Raw genomic sequence first — 16,861 nt, 5'->3', positions numbered from 1 at the left:
ACTTTCCTAGTCAGGCTATCATCCTCTCCGAGTATCGATAGCATTAAAATGATTCTGGAGCAGGGTATATACCTGATCATATGAGACCGGCTTAGCCAAGTGAACATCAAATCCGGCCTCTAAGGACTTGCCAACGGTTCGTGCGTCATTCCAACCGCTCACAGCGACAAGAAATGGTTGAGTCCACGAACCAGACCTGATCGCTAGGGCTAGGTCATGACCACTGAGCCCTGGCATTCCAATATCAGAAAAAATTACATGCGGGGAAAAGCTTAAGATTTTATCAAGTGCATCTGTTGCCGAATAAACAGTTTCGACGTCATAACCTAATGTTGAGATCAATGCGGAAAAAAGCTGCGCCAAGTCCGCATTGTCATCGACAACAAGAACTCGGCCTAGTGGCAGAGTCATCACGACGTACGGGCCTATGAGTGCGGCGGACCAAGGCACGGCGCAGAGGAGGGAAGACTATCTGAGGAAGATAGGGGGGAGAAGCGCCAGACTAGCACAGATTGCTGTAGAGCGCGCGCAGATGAATGCCAAGCCCGGCGAGTTTCGCTCCTAACCGATCCTGCTCATACATCAGGATGAGGCGCTGGAACGACTGGCACGGCGTCGAACCGGGCTGCCAGCAATCAACATTCGAACAAGCGCGCTTGGAGGGATGCCCTCTTTGAGAGGGGGATATCGGTTGCCCTAATGCCCGCGCCGCCCAATCCGCTGATGCACCCGCCGCTGCGCCACCCACACCCCGACCGCCACCACCGGCACCAGAATCCCCAGCATCAGATCCGGATTGATCGGCACCCCGGCCGCCTTGGCCGCCTTCCCCGCATAGCCGAGCAGCCCGACCAGGTAGTAGGAGATCGCCGCCACCGATAATCCTTCAACCGCCAGCTGCAGCCGCAGCTGCTGCGCCGCACGCGCATTCATCGATTCCAGGATGCGCCGGTTCTGCAGCTCCTGCACGATGCCGACCCGGGTGCGCAGCAGGTCGTTGGTGTCGGCGATGCGGCGCGCCAGCGCGTCCTGGCGCGCGCTGACCGCGGCGCAGGTCTGCATGGCCGGCGCCAGGCGGCGTTCCATGAATTCCTCCACCGTGGGCGTGCCCTCGATGCGCACTTCGCGCAGCTCCTCGATGCGCGCCTTGACCAGGCCGAAATAGGCCTTCGAGGCCGAGAAGCGGTAGCCGTTGTCGAGCACCAGCTTTTCCAGGCGTGCCGCCAGCCGCGTGATCTGCCCTAGAAGGCGCTGCTCGTCCTGCGCGCCATGTTCGACGGGCGCCATGTCGGTCGCCACCATGGCGCTGGCCAGCGAGGACAGTTCCGCTTCGATCGCGTCCAGCTCGGTGCCGACCGTGCGTGCGGCGGGCAGGCCGAGCAGGGCCATCATGCGGTAGGTTTCGATCTCCAGCACCCGCTGTACCAGACGTCCGCCCTGCAGGTGGCGCATGCCGAGGTCGCGGATCACGAAGCGGCTGAAGCCGTCGGACTGGATCGCGAAGTCGGTCCACAGCTCGGCGCCCTGCATCACCGAGGAACCGGCCAGGCCGTTGCGCTCGAACACCGAGGGCAGGCGCGAGGCGTCGGCCGCGCCCTTGACCAGCGCCACGTGGGCCGCAGCCATCAGGCTGCCTTCCAGGCTGGCCAGCCAGCTGGCGGGCAGGAAGGACAGGGGCACGTGGGAGAAGGCCTCGTACGCTCCCATGTCCGGCGGGAGCGGCGTGGTCACCGTATAGGTGGCGAACTCGGTATGGCATTCCCACTTCAGGCGGAAGCTGCCGAAGTCGTGGAAGAAGTGGCTGCTGCCCGGGCCGGGGGCGGCGACGCCGAAGTGGCCGCACAGGGCTCCCAACAGCTGGTGCTGGGAATGGCGCCCCGGCGGACCGGCTTGCCCGCCGTGATAGACCGCCAGGTGGGTGATCGCCTCGGGCGCGTCCAGACGCATGAACGGGCGCGAGTGAAGTTCGGCGGCGAGCGGCACCCGCAGGGGATGGTTCAGCGATACGTTGAAGTCTCTCACTCGACGCTCTCTCAGTAGTATTGAAGTATTCCTTTTCGCTATTCTGTCATTACTTGACGTTTTGTGCGCTGCATCAAATGATTAACATCGAACACTCAGGAGCTTGAGCGGAAAGTGTTGGAAATGATCATCAGACATAGCTTTTACTCACCCGACTCACTTTCCCGGGTTGCGTTCCTGCACATGCTTTGAGCACGGTCAGGCGGCCAGCGTTTAGCGGCGCTTTCATTTCTAGGCGAACTCATCTGTCAGCATTTCGTCAGACGCCCGGCCGAGGATCGATCTGTCAAGCCCGCACCATTCTGGTGCAATTTGGCAATCCATCCAGGAGGAAAACATGACTACCCGCAGCTTCCTGCGCCGCAGTTTTCACCACCCCTGCCCGCTCCGCCAACCCCGACTTTCCCTGCTCGCGTTCGCCGTCGGCGCGGCCCTGCTGTCCGCCTGCCAGTTTCCCGGCGGCGGCCGGGTCGATGAGCTGAACAACCTGCGCGGCCCTACGCAAGACCTCACGGTCGAACTGCGCGAAGGCACCAACATGGCGGCGGCGCCATCGCCGGACGGCCGCCTGATCGTGTTCTCGGCCCAGGGCGCGCTGTGGATCATTCCGCGCGAAGGCGGGCAGGCGCGCCGTATCACCGACTGGCGCGTCGAGCCGACCGCGCCGGTGTGGTCGCCCGATGGCAGGCGCATCGCTTTCCAGAACTACGCGCCGGAAGGGAACTTCCATATCTGGACGATCTCGCCGGACGGACGTGATCTGCGCGAGCACACCACCGGTCCGTACGATGACCGCGAACCGGCCTGGCTGCCGGACGGCAGCGGCCTGGTGTTCTCGTCGGACCGCAGCGGCGACGGCCAGTACAAGATCTGGCGCGTGGACGTGAATGGCGGCGCGCCGGCGCAGATCACCACCGGTCCTGGGGCCGAGAGCAATCCGGTGGTGTCGCCGGACGGCGCCCGCCTGGCCTATGTCGACGGCGCCAACGTCGTGACCGCCCCGATCGGTGGCGGCGCGCCGACGGTCGTGGCGCCGGGCACGGCCCCGGCCTGGACCCCGGACGGCAGCGCGCTGGTCTACCAGAACGCCGCGCGCCAGCTGGTGGTGGGCGGCACGGCGGTGACGACCGACGAGGACATCTTCCCGTTCCCGGTGCGCTTCCTCCCGGACGGGCGCTTCCTGTACACGGCCGATGGGCACATCCGCATCCGCGACGCCAGCGGCGCCAATCCGAACGACGTGGCTTTTCGCGCCGAACTAAGGCTGCGCCGGCCCGACATCCGCGAAGGCAAGGACCGCAACTTCGACAACTTCAGGCCGCGCCAGGTGAAGGGCATCAGCGCCCCGGTCCTGTCGCCGGATGGGCGCAGCATCGCCTTCGTGGCCCTGAACGACGTCTGGGCCATGCGGATCGGCGAAGCGCCGGTGCGGCTGACGAACGATCCGGACCGCGACGTCAACCCGCAATGGACCGCGGACGGGCAGGCGGTCTACTTCTCGTCCGAGCGCAACAATGCCGGCCAGCTGGCGGTCGACCAGGTCGACGTGGCGACACGCGCCCGCACGCGGCTGGCCGCCATCCCGGGACGCTCGATGGCGCTGCCGAAGCTGTCGCCGGACGGCGGGCGCATCGCCTACACCACCTTGTCGGGCCAGCTCGAGATCTGGAACCGCGCCGCCGGCACCTTCGAGGTGATCCTGCCCTCGGTGAGCACCCAGGTCAGCACCCCGCAATGGACGCCCGACGGCCAGCGCATCATCGTGGTGGACAACGAGCGCATCAACAACCGCTTCCGCGAGGGCTACAACAAGCTGCGCGTGATCGACCTGGCCACCCGCACCGGCACCTTCTACGCGGTGGCGCCGGCGCCGCGCCAGATCGCCGAGCGCGACGAGGGCGCTGCCGTGCTCTCGCCGGACGGGACCCGCGTGGCCTTCATCATGGATTCGCGCCTCTACGTGATTCCCGTCGGTCCGAACGGCGCCCCGACGGGCGAGGCGCGCCGGGTTACCGAGGACATCGCCGACCTGCCGTCCTGGGGCGGCGACTCGCGGACCATCCTGTACAAGTCGGCCGAGCGGGTGCGCACCGTGCGCGTCGACGGCAGCGGCACCCGCGAGATTCCGGTCAGGCTCGAGTATCGCCAGGCGGTGCCGGAAGGGCGCACCGTGATCCGTGCGGGGGCGCTGTGGGATGGCGTCGGCAGCAGTTTGCGCCAGAACGTCGACATCGTCATCCAGGGCAACCGCATCGTGTCGGTCGGACCGCAGACCGATCATCCGGCCGGGGTGCGCGTGGTCGACGCCAGCGGCCTGACCGTGATGCCGGGCCTGATCGAAACCCACCTGCATCCGCTGACCCTGTACCAGGGCGGCCAGTTCGGCCAGATCGCCCAGCTGATGCTGTCCTACGGGATCACGACGGCGCAGTCGGTGGGTGGTCCGCTGCACCAGAGCGTGGAGATGCGCGAGTCGCTCGAGGCCGGGAACCTGCTGGGGCCGCGCCTGTTCGTCTCGCCGCCGCTGTGGGAGGGCAACCGCCAGTTCTACCATTTCGCGCGTACGCTGCGCACGCCGCTCATCGCCGAGCTCGAGATCGCCAAGGCCAAGCGCTTCGATGCGGACTTCTTGAAGAGCTACGTGCGCGCGCCGATCCCGATCATGGAGCGGATCGCGCAAGGGGCGCTCGACCTGCGCGTGCCGAGCGGCACCCACATGGTGCAGCCGGGCGCGGCGACGGGCCTGGGCGGCACCACCCACCTGTCGGCGACGCAGCGCATGGGCTACGGCTGGTCGAAGTCCTTCGCGCGCGCGATCACTTACCAGGACGCGGCCGACATCTACGGCAAGGGCGACTTCCACCTGATCGACACCCTGTTTTCAAGCAGCGCGCTGGCGGGGCTGGATCCGGGCATCGTCACCGATCCGCGCTTCATCCTGGTGCCGCCGAACTTCGTCCCTAGCCTGCAGAACGCCCAGCCGCCCACCGCGACCCAGCTGGCCAGCATCATCAACGACGCCACCCAGCAGGCCAAGGTGCGCGCCGCCGGTGCGCTGGTCGCCAACGGCACCGACTCGCCCCTGGTGGTGCCGGGCATTTCGCTACACCTGAACATGCGCGGGGCGGCGATCGTGCAGGGCAACCTGACGGCCCTGTACTCGGTGACACGCGACGCGGCCCGCATCGCGCTGGTGGGCGACGACCTCGGCACCGTGGAAAGCGGCAAGCTGGCCGACCTGATCGCCGTGGGCGGCAATCCGCTGGCGGACCTGCGCGCCGCCGCCGACGTGCGCTTCGTGGTCAAGAATGGCCGGGTGATCACGGTGCCGGAGATCCTGGCGCCGGCGCAGACGCCGGAGCAGCTCGAGGCGCGCCGGCAGGCCCTGGCCGCGCGGGAGACGCTGTGCCGCGAGGAGCCGCATCACTGCGAGGAGCCCGGCGGGGGCCACGCGCACTGAGCGCGTAATCCCGCTAGCCGGCCTCCTTGCGCGCCCGCGCATCGAGGCCGGCCAGCACGTCGATCGGCAAGGGGAAGACGATCGTGGACGACTTGTCGCCCGCGATCGTGCTCAGCGTCTGCAGGTAGCGCAGCTGCATCGCGCCCGACTGCTGCGCCAGCACGAAGGCGGCCTGCTGCAGTTTTTCCGAGGCCTGCAGTTCGCCTTCCGCGTGAATCACCTTGGCGCGCCGTTCGCGCTCGGCCTCGGCCTGGCGCGCAATCGCCCGTATCATCGATTCGTCCAGGTCGACGTGCTTGATCTCGACGTTGGCCACCTTGATGCCCCAGGCGTCGGTCTGGGCGTCCAACACCTGCTGGATGTCGAGGTTCAGGCGTTCGCGCTCGGCCAGCATCTCGTCGAGTTCGTGCTTGCCGAGCACCGCGCGCAGCGTGGTCTGGGCCAGCTGGCTGGTGGCTTCCATGAAGTTGGCGACCTGGATGATGGCGCGCTCCGGGTCCACCACCCGGAAGTAGATCACGGCGTTGACCTTGACCGGGACGTTGTCGCGCGAGATCACGTCCTGGGTCGGCACGTCGAGCACGATGGTGCGCAGGTCGACCCGCACCATCTGCTGCAGTACCGGGATCAGGATGATCAGGCCCGGCCCCTTCACGCCCCAGAAGCGGCCGAGCTGGAAGACGACGCCGCGTTCGTATTCGCGCAGGACCCGGATCGACGTGACCAGCAGCGCCAGCAGCAGGAAGAACAGGACGCCAAGGCCAAGGCCGATACCGGTGATCATTGCATTCTCCTAGCTGTTCTCGACAGGGATCACTTCGAGCTGCAGGCCGGTGCGGCCGACGATGCGCACGGTTTGCTCCCGGCGCAAGGGCGTGCTGCTGATGGCGCGCGCAGACGATGCATCGTCTGCTCACCCTCGACCTTGACCCAGGCCTCGTTGGCGCGCCGTTCGCCGACCTGTTCGACCGTGCACAGCGTTCCGATCAGGCTTGCGGCGCCACTCCTGACCGGGCGGCGGCGCGTCCTGAGCGCCAGGCGCACGGTGCCGAACAGCAGCAGGGCGCTGGCGGTGGCCAGCGTGCCGACCAGGCCGGGCGGGATGCCGTAGCCGGGCAGGTCGGTATCGATCAGCATCAGCGCGCCGGCCACGAAGGCGGCGATCCCGCCCAGGCCGAGGATGCCGAAGCTGGGCAGGAAGGCTTCCGCGCCCATGAAGGCCAGGCCGAGCACGATCAGGGCCAGGCCGGCGTAGTTCACCGGCAGCAGCTGCAGGGCATACAGGCCCAGCAGCAGGCAGATCGCCCCGATCACGCCCGGCGCCACCGCGCCCGGGTTCATGAACTCGAACACCAGGCCGTAGATGCCGACGGTCATGAGGAGCAGGGCGAGGCTGGGATTGGCGATCGCGGCCAGTGCCTTGGTGCGCCAGTCGGGCGCGAACTCGACCAGCAGCGCGCCTTTCGTTTGCAGGCGGCGCGGCTGCCCCAGCACATTGACGCTGCGGCCGTCCAGCCGTGCCAGCAGGGTCGGGACGTCGGGCGCCACCACATCGATCACGTTCAGGCGCAGCGCTTCCTCGGCAGTGAGGCTGACCGATTCGCGCACCGCGCGCTCGGCCCAGTCAGCATTGCGGCCGCGCAGCTGGGCTAGGCCGCGCAGGTAGGCGGCGGCATCGTTGAGCGCCTTGGCCTGCATGGGCGAGGCCTCCTTTCGGGCGGCCCTGGGGGCGTCCTTGCCGTTGTCTCCTGGCGCGGGCTGGCCGGCGGGGGGGCGATGGCCCGATGCCGATCTCGACCGGCGTCGCCGCGCCGACGTTGGTGCCGGGCGCCATCGCCGCGACGTGGCTGGCGTACAGGAGGTAGGTGCCGGCGCTGGCGGCGCGTGCGCCGCTGGGGGCGACGTAGACGGCGACCGGCACGGGTGCGGCGAGGATGGCCTTGATCGCGGTGCGCATCGAGGTGTCGAGGCCGCCCGGCGTGTCCATCCGGATGACCAGTAGCGCGTGCCCGAGCGAGGCGGAGCGCGCGATGCCGCGCACGACCTGGTCGGCGCTGGCCGGGCCGATGGCGCCGTCGATGGTGAGCAGGCCAACGGCGGCAGGCCTGGATGCAGGGGCGGATGCTGCCGGGCCGGCGCCGAGGAGCGCAAGCAGGGCTGCGAGCGAGAGCGCGGCCAGGACCGGCAGCAGCGCGGCGAGCTTGTGGCGCAACACGGTCGCCTCCCAGGATCAGGCCTTGCCGGCCGCGAACCGGACCGGTCAAGACTTGGACCGCGATCCGCATCCGGGTGTTCCCGGCTTGCGCCCATCCGCTTACGGTTGAGTCGATAACGAGAATGCATTATCATTAGAGCCTTGTCCCTGCTCCGAGGTGCCCGATCCATGAAATACCCCTTCCTGCCGATGCTGCTGGCCCCGGCCCTGTTCCTGTCCAGCCAGTGCGCGTTTGCCGACGATCCCGTGATGGTGATGGGCGAAGTCCGGGTGAGCGCCCAGCGTCCCGGCGGAGCGCTGCTCTCGAATAGCGTCATGAGTTCGGTCGACGTGCTCGGCGCCGACAAGCTCGAGGACAAGAACGTCGCCAACAGCTGGGAACTGCTCGGCCAGCTGCCCGGCATGCAGCTCACCGAGACCCGCATGGGCGCGGAGTCCGGCAAGGCGAGCTTCCGCGCCTTCAATGGGGAAGGCTATATCAACGGCATCAAGGTGCTGATCGACGGCGTTCCCAGCAATGTCAACAGCGGCAACCAGCGCTTCATCGACATGGTCTTCCCGCTCGAGGTGGACTACATCGAAGTGGTGCGCGGCACCAACGATCCGCGCTACGGCCTGCACAACATCGGCGGGAACATCAACTTCGGCACCCGCCAGGGCGGCAACTACCTGGACGGGCGCCTGAGCGTCGGCAGTTTCGCCAGCCGCGAAGCCCAGCTGGCGTTGGGACGCGAGAGCGGCGGCCTGGCCCAGAACTACTTTTTCGCCAAACAGCAATCGAACGGTTCCCGCGCGCACAGCGGCTCGGACAAGTACACGGTGGGCGCCAAGTGGTTCCTGAGTTCGCCCGACAAGGCGCTCAAGGCCGGCCTGGTGCTGCGCAGCTACCGCCACGATGCCGAGGAACCGGGTTTCCTCACCGCGCAGGAGCTGTCCGGCGACCGCCGCCAGTCGCCCGCGAAGAACGCCAACGACGTCAGCGAGCGCGACATGCGCCATGCGAGCGCCCACCTGGACTGGCAGCTCACGCCGCAAACCTTCTGGAGCAACAAGCTGTACTACAACCGCTACCTGGATGACCGCCGCGTCACCTTCACCAGCAATCCAGCGGGCACCGCGCCGCGCCAGCGGCGCCTGTGGGACGAGGCCCAGACCGGCTTTCTCAGCACGCTGACCTGGCGCGCCCACGCCGCTTTGGTGGTCGAGAGCGGCATCAGCGCCGAGCGCCAGGACAACGCGTATGGCCGCCTGCGCTACAGCTTCGCGCTGCCGACGAATTTCACCACCCCGGCCGCCGTCCAGAACGACGACAGCTATACCCTCGACAATACCAGCGCCTACGTGCAGGCGATCCTCAGGCCGCTCGAATCGCTCAGGATCATCCCGGGCTTCCGGCTGGATAAGTTCAGCGGCGGCTTCCTGAACAATGCGAATGGACTGCGCGCGCGCCTGCAGGACTATGGCTGGATCCGGCAGCCCAAGCTCAGCATGGTCTACAGCCCGGCGCAGGAACTGAGTCTGTACGCCAACTGGGGGCGCACCTTCCAGATCCTGACCGGTTCAGGCGCGCCGGCCTACCTGACCCCGGGACAGGAAGGCTTCGCGCCTTCGATCAATACCGGCAAGGAGCTCGGCGTCAAGTTCAAGCCGGCGCCCGGGGCCGACCTGCGCATCGCGGCCTGGCAGCAGGACGCCACCGGCGAAGTGGCCAACATGCCGGCCACCGGCACCACGGTCGGCCTGGGCGAGACCCGTCGCAAGGGGCTCGACCTGCAGGTGTCAAGCCGCATCGGCGAGCGCGTCGACCTGACGTTCTCGCACTCGCTGCAGAAAGCCGAAGTGGTGAGCGCGTTTACCGCCGACGGGGTGTCGCTGGCCGGGAAGGAGGTATTTCACACGCCGCGCCACATCACCAACCTCGGCGCCGACTATCATCTCTCGGAGCGCTGGCGCTTCGGGCTGCAGGGACGCGCGCAGGGCAGCTACTACATCGACAACGCGAATGCGCTCGGCAAGTTCGGCGGCCTCGTGCTGTTCGACGCCAGCGTGCGCCATCAGCTTACCCGGACCGTGAGCCTGGACCTGCAGCTCAAGAACCTGGCCGACCGCCGCCATGCCTACGCCTGGTACGATAACTTCTTCTGGCCTGCCGCCCAGGCCCAGCCGATGTTCTCGGCGGGAGCGGGGCGCGCCGCCTATCTGTCGCTGAACGTGAAGCTGTAAGGCCATGACGAAGCTGCTCCATTCCCGCATCATGGGCATCGACGCGCTGCGCGGCCTGGTGATGGTGTTCATGCTCGCCGACCACGTGCGCGAGACCTTCCTGCTGCACCTGCAGGTGTCCGACCCGATGGACGTGGCGACGACATCCGGTCCGCTGTTCGCCTCGCGCCTGCTGGCGCACCTGTGCGCGCCGGTGTTCGTGTTCCTCACCGGCCTGTCCGCCTTCCTGTACGGAGCGCGCCAGCAGGACGGCGCAGGCGCGGCGGCAGGCTTCCTGTGGAAGCGCGGCCTGTTCCTGGTGGTGCTGGAACTAACGGTCGTCAACTTTGCCTGGACCGCGAGCTTTCCGCCCAAGGTGATCTACCTGCAGGTGATCTGGGCGATCGGCCTGTCGATGCTGGCGCTGGCGGCGCTGGTGCGGCTGCCGCGCGCATTCCTGATCGCGCTCGGTCTGGCGATCGTCGCCGGTCACAACCTGCTGGACCCGCTGCACTTCGCGCCCGGCCATCCGCTGCACGCCATCTGGGCGGTGCTGCACGAGCGCGGCTGGCTGGAGTTCGGCGACACGCTGCGCCTGCGTACCTCCTATCCGGTACTGCCCTGGATCGGCATCATCTGCCTGGGCTATGCCTGCGGGCCGTGGTTCGGCGCAAGCTTCACGCCGCAGCGCCGCGCAAGCCGACTGCTGGGGTGGGGTATCGGAGCGCTGGTCGGCTTCCTGCTGCTGCGCGCGGCGAACGTCTACGGCGACCGGCCGTGGAGCGCCGGCACCACGGCGGTTGACACGGTGATGGGCTTCTTCAACGTCACCAAGTATCCGCCTTCGCTGCTGTTCACCGCGCTGACGCTCGGAGCGGGCCTGTTGCTGCTGCGCGCGCTGGAACGCCGGCAGGGAGCACTCGTGCAACGGCTGGCGGTGCTGGGCGCGGCGCCGATGTTCTTCTACATCGCCCACCTGTACGCGCTCAAGCTGCTCTTGATTGCCTTTTCCGCATTCGACAAGGACGCGGCCCGCTTCGACGGGGTAGGGCCGGTGTGGGGCGTGAGCGCGCTGCTCTGTGTGGCGCTGTATCCGGCAGTGGCAGCGTTCGCACGGCTCAAGGCACGGCGGCGCGATATCGCCTGGCTGAAGTACCTGTAGGCCGCCGCGTGCTACCATCGGGGGTTATGAAACACCGATTATTCCTGTTCGACCTGGACGACACGCTCCTCGACTTCAAGGCCTCCGAACAGCTCTCCTTTGTCCGTACGATGGGCGAGCTCGGATTGCAGGGGGACCTCGAACCCTTGTTCCAGCAGTACCAGGCGATCAACCTGGCGCTCTGGCGCGCCTTCGAGGCCGGCTCGGTCTCGAAGGAGGTGCTGAAGGTCGAGCGCTTCCGCCGGACCTTTGTCGGCAACGGCCTCGACCTGGACCCGGCGAAGGCGAGCAGCCTGTACCTGGAATCCCTGTCCGAGACGGTGGTGCTGGTCGACGGTGCGCAAGCGCTGTGCGAGAGCCTGGCCGCTTGTGGCGAGGTCGGCATCATTACCAACGGCGTGCACCACATCCAGCACCGGCGCATCGCCAGCTCGGGATTGAAAGGGCACATCTCCTTCGTCGCGACGTCGGAGGCCTGCGGCCACGCCAAGCCGGACAGCCGCTTCTTCGAATTCAGCGCCCGGATGGCGCGCGCGCGGCCCTTCGCGAGGCACGAGACCGTCATTGTCGGCGACCGCCTGGACGCCGACATCCTTGGCGCCAACCGCTTCGGCATCGACAGCTGCTGGTTCAACCCCGGCGGCCTGGCCAACGACAGCCTGGCGCTGCCCAGCTGCGAAGTCCGCGCCCTGGACCAGGTCGTCCCCGCGCTGAGGCAGCTGGCGCTGGCCGCCTGAGACTTTTTGGCAACAAAAGGCGCCGGCATCCGTGCCGGCAATTTTTTTGGCGCTGTCAGCGTTAGCTATGGATGACTCCCATCGCGATGCGCAGCAACTGCTCCACCGTCGTGATCCGTCCACCGTCGAGCGTCCGACGCCATCCGAGGTAGTTCGGCAGGTAGCGCGAAGCTACTCCGCGGAAGCGGCTCAACCATTGCCGGAAGCGCTGGTGGTAGGCGTTTACGTTCTGCACATGGATGGCGCCGGCAACGCCACGCCGTACCCGCACGCCTGCACGCAGGTTCACCGCCTGGTGCGCAATGCCATGCTTGCGGGCGAAACTGCGGTACGCCGCATGGGCGTCGCTGACCAAGAGCACCTGCCGGTCGAGCCGGGGCAGCAGGTGGCGCTCCAGCTGCGCCGCCGTCAAGGAGCCACGGCCGACCACGGCATCGACGGTTTGGCCACCGCGGTCGCGAGCGACCAGAATGCAGTCCAGTTCGCGTGAAATGCCGCGCTTGCCCGCCCGGCCGCCACGCCGGCGTGCCGGACGGTTCAGCTTGCGCGCGCCTTTCTGCGATTCCAGCATGAACATCTCGTCCGCTTCGGCAATGCCGCCCAGACGTGTCGGCTGGGCATGCCTGGGGCGCTCCAGGAAGCGGTGGCGCCAGCGGAAAGCGGTATTGCGGTGCACGCCGACCTCGCTGGCGGCTGCGCGCACCGATTTCGAGTCGAGCACAGCGCCCAGGTAATCGAGCCATTTTTCACGTAGCCGGAGCCGCGCCAGCGGCGTGCCGCTCAGGTCGTTATAAGTGCGGCCGCAGGCGCGGCAGCGGTAGCGCTGCAAGCCGTTCGCTTGCCCATGCCGGTAGTAACGTTCGCAGGCACAACTGGGGCAGCGACGCACCGCTCCGCCGATCTGGCCGATAAGGGCGATCACCTGGTCCAGCCCGGCAGCGGGAAGCAGGGCGGCCAGCGTTTGCAGGCGCTGGGGCAGGTTCAGTGCAGGGAGTCTGGCAAACCACTTCTTGAAATGCGGTGCGCGCATGGTCGTTCCCGTCTGTGGTGACAGGCGTTCGACCATGAAGCAGCTCAGCAGTTCCGCGCTCATCCATAGTTAAGGTTGACAGCGCCATTTTTTTTGCGCGGCAGGTCTTGTAATACTCCCCTTATACTCCACCTGGAGTACAAGGAGAAGATAATGCACCCAACCGTACGTGTTCCCGAGAGTGAGAAAGTCACCGTCAACGTCGGCCTGGTCGACCTGGCCCAGGTCGACCTCCTGATCAACGAAGGCTTTTATTCGAACCGGACCGACTTCGTCCGTACCGCCCTGCGCAACCAGTTGCTGGCCCACGCCGACGCACTGCGCCAGATCGTGGTGCGCAAGCGCTACGTGCTCGGGCAGCACCGCTATACCCGCAAGGAGCTGGAGGAGGTGGTCGCCAGCGGCCAGCGCCTCGAGGTCCATGTGCTCGGACTGGCCGTGATCGAAGACGACGTGACGCCGGAACTGGCAAGCGCTGCGATCGCCTCGGTCCAGGTCCTGGGCGCCTTCATCGCGTTGCCCGCCGTGAGGCAGGCGCTTGCCGACCGTATTCACACATAGAACAGGATTCCCATGAAACCCATCGACGAATTCGTGCGCCAGATGATGGCCTCGGCCGAGCGCGTCCGCGCCGGCGACCCCGGCGCCGCTACCGACGTCATCCAGCGCGCACTGCAACAGGCAGGCTTGATGACCCCGGCGGCGCCGGCTGAGGACACGCCCACCATCATCGACATCAATCCGGCACCCGGCGCGACGCAGGCGCCGCCCAGGGCCAAGGTCCGGCCGCGCTCACCAATGACTGGTGCGCGGCCAGGCTGGCAGCGCCAGCCGCATGCCCCCGCCGACCTCGGACCGGGCCGCTTCATCGACGGCAGCTTCGCCTGCCCGGAAGGCCGGCGCCGCTACAAGCTGTACGTGCCGGCCGGCGCCGCCGAGGGTCCGCGCCCGCTGGTGGTGATGCTGCACGGCTGTACTCAGAATGCCGACGACTTCGCTGCAGGCACGGCGATGAATTCCATCGCCGAGGAACACGGCTGCCTGGTCCTGTATCCCGAACAGGACCGCTCCGCCAACCATAACAGCTGCTGGAACTGGTTCGAGCCAGGCCAGCAGCGGCGCGGCAGCGGCGAGCCGGCCATCCTGGCGGCCATGACGCGCGAGATCCTCGCCGAGCACGGCGCCGATCCGCGCCGCGTGTATGCGGCGGGCCTGTCGGCCGGCGGCGCCATGGCGTCCATCCTCGGCGCGGAGTATCCGGAACTGTTTGCGGCGATCGGCATCCATTCCGGCCTGGCGGCCGGTACCGGCAAGGACATGATCTCGGGCCTGCATGCGATGAAGCATCCGCCTTCGCCCACGCCAGCCGGACAGGGCGTGCCGGTCATCGTCTTCCATGGCGATGCCGACCACGTGGTCAACGCCGGTAATGGAGAGGCGGTGCTGCGCCAGTTCAGCGGCGCGCAGGCGGGGAGCATGCAGCGCGAGCGCCAGGACGGCAATGCCGGCGGGCGCCGCTTCACCCGCAGCTGCTGGCGCGACGCGCAGGGCCGGCGCCTGGCCGAGCACTGGCTGGTGCATGGGATGGGGCACGCCTGGGCCGGCGGCAAGGCGGCCGGTTCGCACACGGACGCCAGCGGACCGAACGCCTCGAGCGAGATGCTGGCTTTCTTCCTTGAGCACGGCCGCTAGGGCCGTCCGGCGTCAGCGCTTGATCGCGTGCAGCCACACGGCCGCGATCCGCTCCGCCTCTTCGTAGCCGGGCTCCCCCAGCTGGCCGCCGAAGATGTCCGGGTCCAGCTCTTCATAGCTCCAGTGGTCGCACTGGGCTTCCAGCTCGGGCCGGATCGCTTCCAGGAATTCGTCCTGCGCGCCGGTGATCGCCACGCCCGTGTACAGCATCAGGTTGCCGCCCCGGCGCAGCCGTCCCAGGCTTTCCTTGACGATGCGCACCGACAGCTCGGCGCCGCGCATGCCGCCGCCGTGGCGGTAGGGCAGTTCGCTCGGATCGAGCACGTAGGGCGGGTTCGACACGATCAGGTCGAAGTCACCAATCAGGCTGTCGAACAGGTTGCTGTGACAGGCCTGCAGGTTCGGCAGTTCCGCCAGCCGCGCGTTCACCACCGTCAGCGCCAGCGCGCGCGTGTTGATGTCGGCGCCGATCACCTCGGCGTGCGGGAAGTGGCGCGCGATCGCCAGCGCGCCGGCCCCGCCGCCGCAGCCGATGTCGAGCGCCCGCACCGGACCGGAACCGAGCCAGGGAAAGGCGCGTCCCATGGTGCCGACGAAACGGTAGGTATCGGGACCGAAGAAGACGGCGTCGTCGTCGTCCGTGGGATAGGCCGAGTGGAAGGCCAGCAGTTCGCCCAGGCTCGAGGCGCGCAGCGTCGAGCGCAGCAGGGCGCCGTCGGGCTCGACGATGCCGGCCTCGCGCATCAGGTCCAGCAGTTCCGGCGCCACGTCCTCGGCGGCGAAGGGCCGGCTCCAGCCGAAGATGCCGCGCAGATCCAGCGCCCGTTCGTTGCCGGGGCGGCGGTTGATGCGGCGGTGCGTGGACGGGGTCACCGTGATGAAACGGTAGTCGTGCTCGCGCAGGTAGCGGCCGAGGGCGACGAGGGCATGGGCGTGTGGACTTGTCATGCCTGCCAGCGTCGCATACCGTATGCGGTGCTGCTGTGCGCGAGCTAACGCTGATCGTGAGCTTGGCAATGGGAAATTGCCGCGCATATGTGAACATGCGAACAGTCCAATACGGCAGGGGTGTCCATACTCGATCACACGGGGGCGGCATGGCCGCCTGGCCCGACAACAAGGAGGGGAACATGGCGAACAGGGACGGGATCGAAGGGCCGCTCGGCCGCGTGGAACGTGAAGTCGCCCGCGAACGCCACGAACGTGCCCTGCACGACGAGGCGCGCAGCGGGCTGGCGCCGCTGGAAGAGGAATTTCGCCTGAAAGATGCGCGCGAACGCGCCGACACCAGCAATTTGAAACGGCATCAGGGGCGCTGATGGCGCCGCCACTGGCCATGAGGAGAACAGGCGATGAAATGGGAAGGTGATCGACAGAGCGACAACGTGGAGGACCGCCGCGGCGGCGGTGGCAGCGGTGGTTTCGGCTTCGGCGGCAAGACCGTCGGTATCGGCACCCTGGTCATCGCGCTGATCGGCAGCGTATTTTTCGGCATCGATCCGAGCGTGATCCTCGGCGGCGGTGGCGGGCCGGTGCAGGTGCAGCAGGCGCCCCAGGGACCCCAGGGCGCACCGGCGAACGACCGCGAGACCCAGTTCGTCAAGACCACGCTGGCCTACACCGAAGACGCCTGGGCCCAGATCTTCGCGGAGCAGGGCGCGCAATACCGGCCGGCGAGGCTGGTGTTGTTCGAGGGCGCGACTCCGACCGCCTGCGGCACCGGCCGCAGCGCCACCGGCCCCTTTTATTGCCCGGCCGACGGCCAGGTCTATATCGACCTGAGCTTTTTCCGCCTGATGCAACAGCGCTTCAACGTGGCCGGCGAGTTCGCCCAGGCCTACGTCATCGCGCACGAAGTCGGCCACCACGTGCAGAATCTGCTGGGCCTGTCGGACAAGGTCCACAACGCACAGCAGCGCGCTTCAGAGCGGGAAGGCAATGCCCTCTCGGTGCGCCTCGAACTGCAGGCCGACTGTTTCGCCGGCGTCTGGGCCAACCGCACCAACAAGCGCGAGCAGATCCTGGAGGCGGGCGACGTCGAGACTGCTCTGGCGGCGGCCACCGCCATCGGCGACGACGCCCTGCAGCGCCAGTCGCAGGGCACCGTGGTGCCGGATTCGTTTACCCACGGCAGCTCGGCCCAGCGGGTGCGCTGGTTTACGCGCGGCCTGGAGACCGGCAGCGTGGAACAGTGCAATACCTTCGAGGCGCGCCAGCTATAACAGACCAGCTCCGGCTGTGACCATCCGCGAAAAGCGGGTCGCTTGTAGGACAAGCCCTCGTCGAGCGGCCCGTTGCCCGGAAAATCCGCAAAACGCCCCGTTCGTTTCCGTGCGCGTAT

General features: G+C 67.4%; 15 protein-coding genes. 8 read left to right on the top strand and 7 right to left on the bottom strand.

Annotated features, from left to right (window positions below; genetic code table 11):
• Positions 1-18 precede the first annotated feature (18 nt).
• Positions 19-411, bottom strand: a complete 393-nt coding sequence (locus tag FG94_RS26595; RefSeq protein WP_081925924.1) for a response regulator — start codon at positions 409-411, stop codon at positions 19-21.
• Between the two features lie 285 nt (positions 412-696).
• Positions 697-2,022 carry a DUF3422 family protein gene (locus FG94_RS11070; RefSeq protein WP_036211186.1) on the bottom strand — a complete coding sequence of 442 codons (1,326 nt, stop codon included), beginning with the start codon at positions 2,020-2,022 and terminating at the stop codon, positions 697-699.
• 337 nt (positions 2,023-2,359) lie between these two features.
• Between FG94_RS11070 and FG94_RS28455 the strand changes: the two genes are divergently transcribed.
• The gene (locus FG94_RS28455) at positions 2,360-5,482 is read left to right on the top strand and encodes an amidohydrolase family protein (protein ID WP_051996476.1); all 3,123 of its coding nucleotides are present in this window, start codon (positions 2,360-2,362) and stop codon (positions 5,480-5,482) included.
• A 13-nt stretch (positions 5,483-5,495) separates the two neighbouring features.
• Here the strand turns inward: FG94_RS28455 and FG94_RS11060 are convergent, their stop codons facing one another.
• Genes FG94_RS11060 through FG94_RS28180 form a run of 3 tightly spaced genes read right to left on the bottom strand, consistent with a single transcriptional unit; the run spans position 5,496 to position 7,694 of the window.
• Entirely contained in the window at positions 5,496-6,266 is a 771-nt protein-coding gene (locus tag FG94_RS11060) for a slipin family protein (protein ID WP_036211183.1), read from the bottom strand.
• Positions 6,267-6,295: 29 nt separating this feature from the next.
• Entirely contained in the window at positions 6,296-7,180 is an 885-nt protein-coding gene (locus FG94_RS28185) for a nodulation protein NfeD (protein WP_229445919.1), read from the bottom strand.
• Positions 7,107-7,694, bottom strand: a complete 588-nt coding sequence (locus tag FG94_RS28180; RefSeq protein ID WP_229445918.1) for a hypothetical protein — start codon at positions 7,692-7,694, stop codon at positions 7,107-7,109. The genes FG94_RS28185 and FG94_RS28180 overlap by 74 nt, the downstream gene beginning before the upstream one ends.
• A gap of 171 nt (positions 7,695-7,865) precedes the next feature.
• Here FG94_RS28180 and FG94_RS11050 point away from each other — a divergent pair, with 171 nt between their 5' ends.
• The 3 genes from FG94_RS11050 to FG94_RS11040 are packed head-to-tail and all read left to right on the top strand — an operon-like array spanning position 7,866 to position 11,798.
• Complete coding sequence (locus FG94_RS11050; RefSeq protein WP_051996474.1) at positions 7,866-9,920, top strand: TonB-dependent receptor; 2,055 nt, start codon at positions 7,866-7,868, stop codon at positions 9,918-9,920.
• 4 nt (positions 9,921-9,924) lie between these two features.
• On the top strand, positions 9,925-11,061 hold the full coding sequence (locus tag FG94_RS11045) for a DUF1624 domain-containing protein (protein WP_036211177.1): 1,137 nt from the start codon (positions 9,925-9,927) through the stop codon (positions 11,059-11,061).
• 26 nt (positions 11,062-11,087) lie between these two features.
• Complete coding sequence (locus FG94_RS11040; RefSeq protein WP_036211174.1) at positions 11,088-11,798, top strand: YjjG family noncanonical pyrimidine nucleotidase; 711 nt, start codon at positions 11,088-11,090, stop codon at positions 11,796-11,798.
• A 61-nt stretch (positions 11,799-11,859) separates the two neighbouring features.
• Here the strand turns inward: FG94_RS11040 and FG94_RS11035 are convergent, their stop codons facing one another.
• Positions 11,860-12,828: an IS1595 family transposase gene (locus tag FG94_RS11035; RefSeq protein ID WP_036211466.1), complete on the bottom strand. Its 969-nt coding sequence runs from the start codon at positions 12,826-12,828 to the stop codon at positions 11,860-11,862.
• Positions 12,829-12,981: 153 nt separating this feature from the next.
• Here FG94_RS11035 and FG94_RS11030 point away from each other — a divergent pair, with 153 nt between their 5' ends.
• Together FG94_RS11030 and FG94_RS11025 are read left to right on the top strand one after the other, a co-directional pair.
• A complete protein-coding gene (locus FG94_RS11030) occupies positions 12,982-13,389 on the top strand; it encodes a CopG family transcriptional regulator (RefSeq protein ID WP_036211171.1) in 408 nt (135 codons plus the stop codon).
• A 12-nt stretch (positions 13,390-13,401) separates the two neighbouring features.
• The gene (locus FG94_RS11025) at positions 13,402-14,520 is read left to right on the top strand and encodes a PHB depolymerase family esterase (RefSeq protein WP_036211168.1); all 1,119 of its coding nucleotides are present in this window, start codon (positions 13,402-13,404) and stop codon (positions 14,518-14,520) included.
• Positions 14,521-14,532: 12 nt separating this feature from the next.
• Here FG94_RS11025 and FG94_RS11020 read toward each other — a convergent pair whose 3' ends face one another.
• Positions 14,533-15,468 carry a class I SAM-dependent methyltransferase gene (locus tag FG94_RS11020; RefSeq protein WP_036211165.1) on the bottom strand — a complete coding sequence of 312 codons (936 nt, stop codon included), beginning with the start codon at positions 15,466-15,468 and terminating at the stop codon, positions 14,533-14,535.
• A gap of 182 nt (positions 15,469-15,650) precedes the next feature.
• Between FG94_RS11020 and FG94_RS11015 the strand changes: the two genes are divergently transcribed.
• Positions 15,651-15,839: a hypothetical protein gene (locus FG94_RS11015; protein WP_036211463.1), complete on the top strand. Its 189-nt coding sequence runs from the start codon at positions 15,651-15,653 to the stop codon at positions 15,837-15,839.
• Between the two features lie 33 nt (positions 15,840-15,872).
• Complete coding sequence (locus FG94_RS11010) at positions 15,873-16,742, top strand: neutral zinc metallopeptidase (RefSeq protein WP_036211162.1); 870 nt, start codon at positions 15,873-15,875, stop codon at positions 16,740-16,742.
• The last annotated feature ends 119 nt before the right edge of the window (positions 16,743-16,861 follow it).

Source organism: Massilia sp. LC238 (assembly GCF_000735635.1).
In the GTDB taxonomy this organism is placed as follows: domain Bacteria; phylum Pseudomonadota; class Gammaproteobacteria; order Burkholderiales; family Burkholderiaceae_D; genus Telluria; species Telluria varians.
Note: the sequence above shows the minus strand (reverse complement) of the source record. Positions and strands in the feature narration are given on the sequence as shown.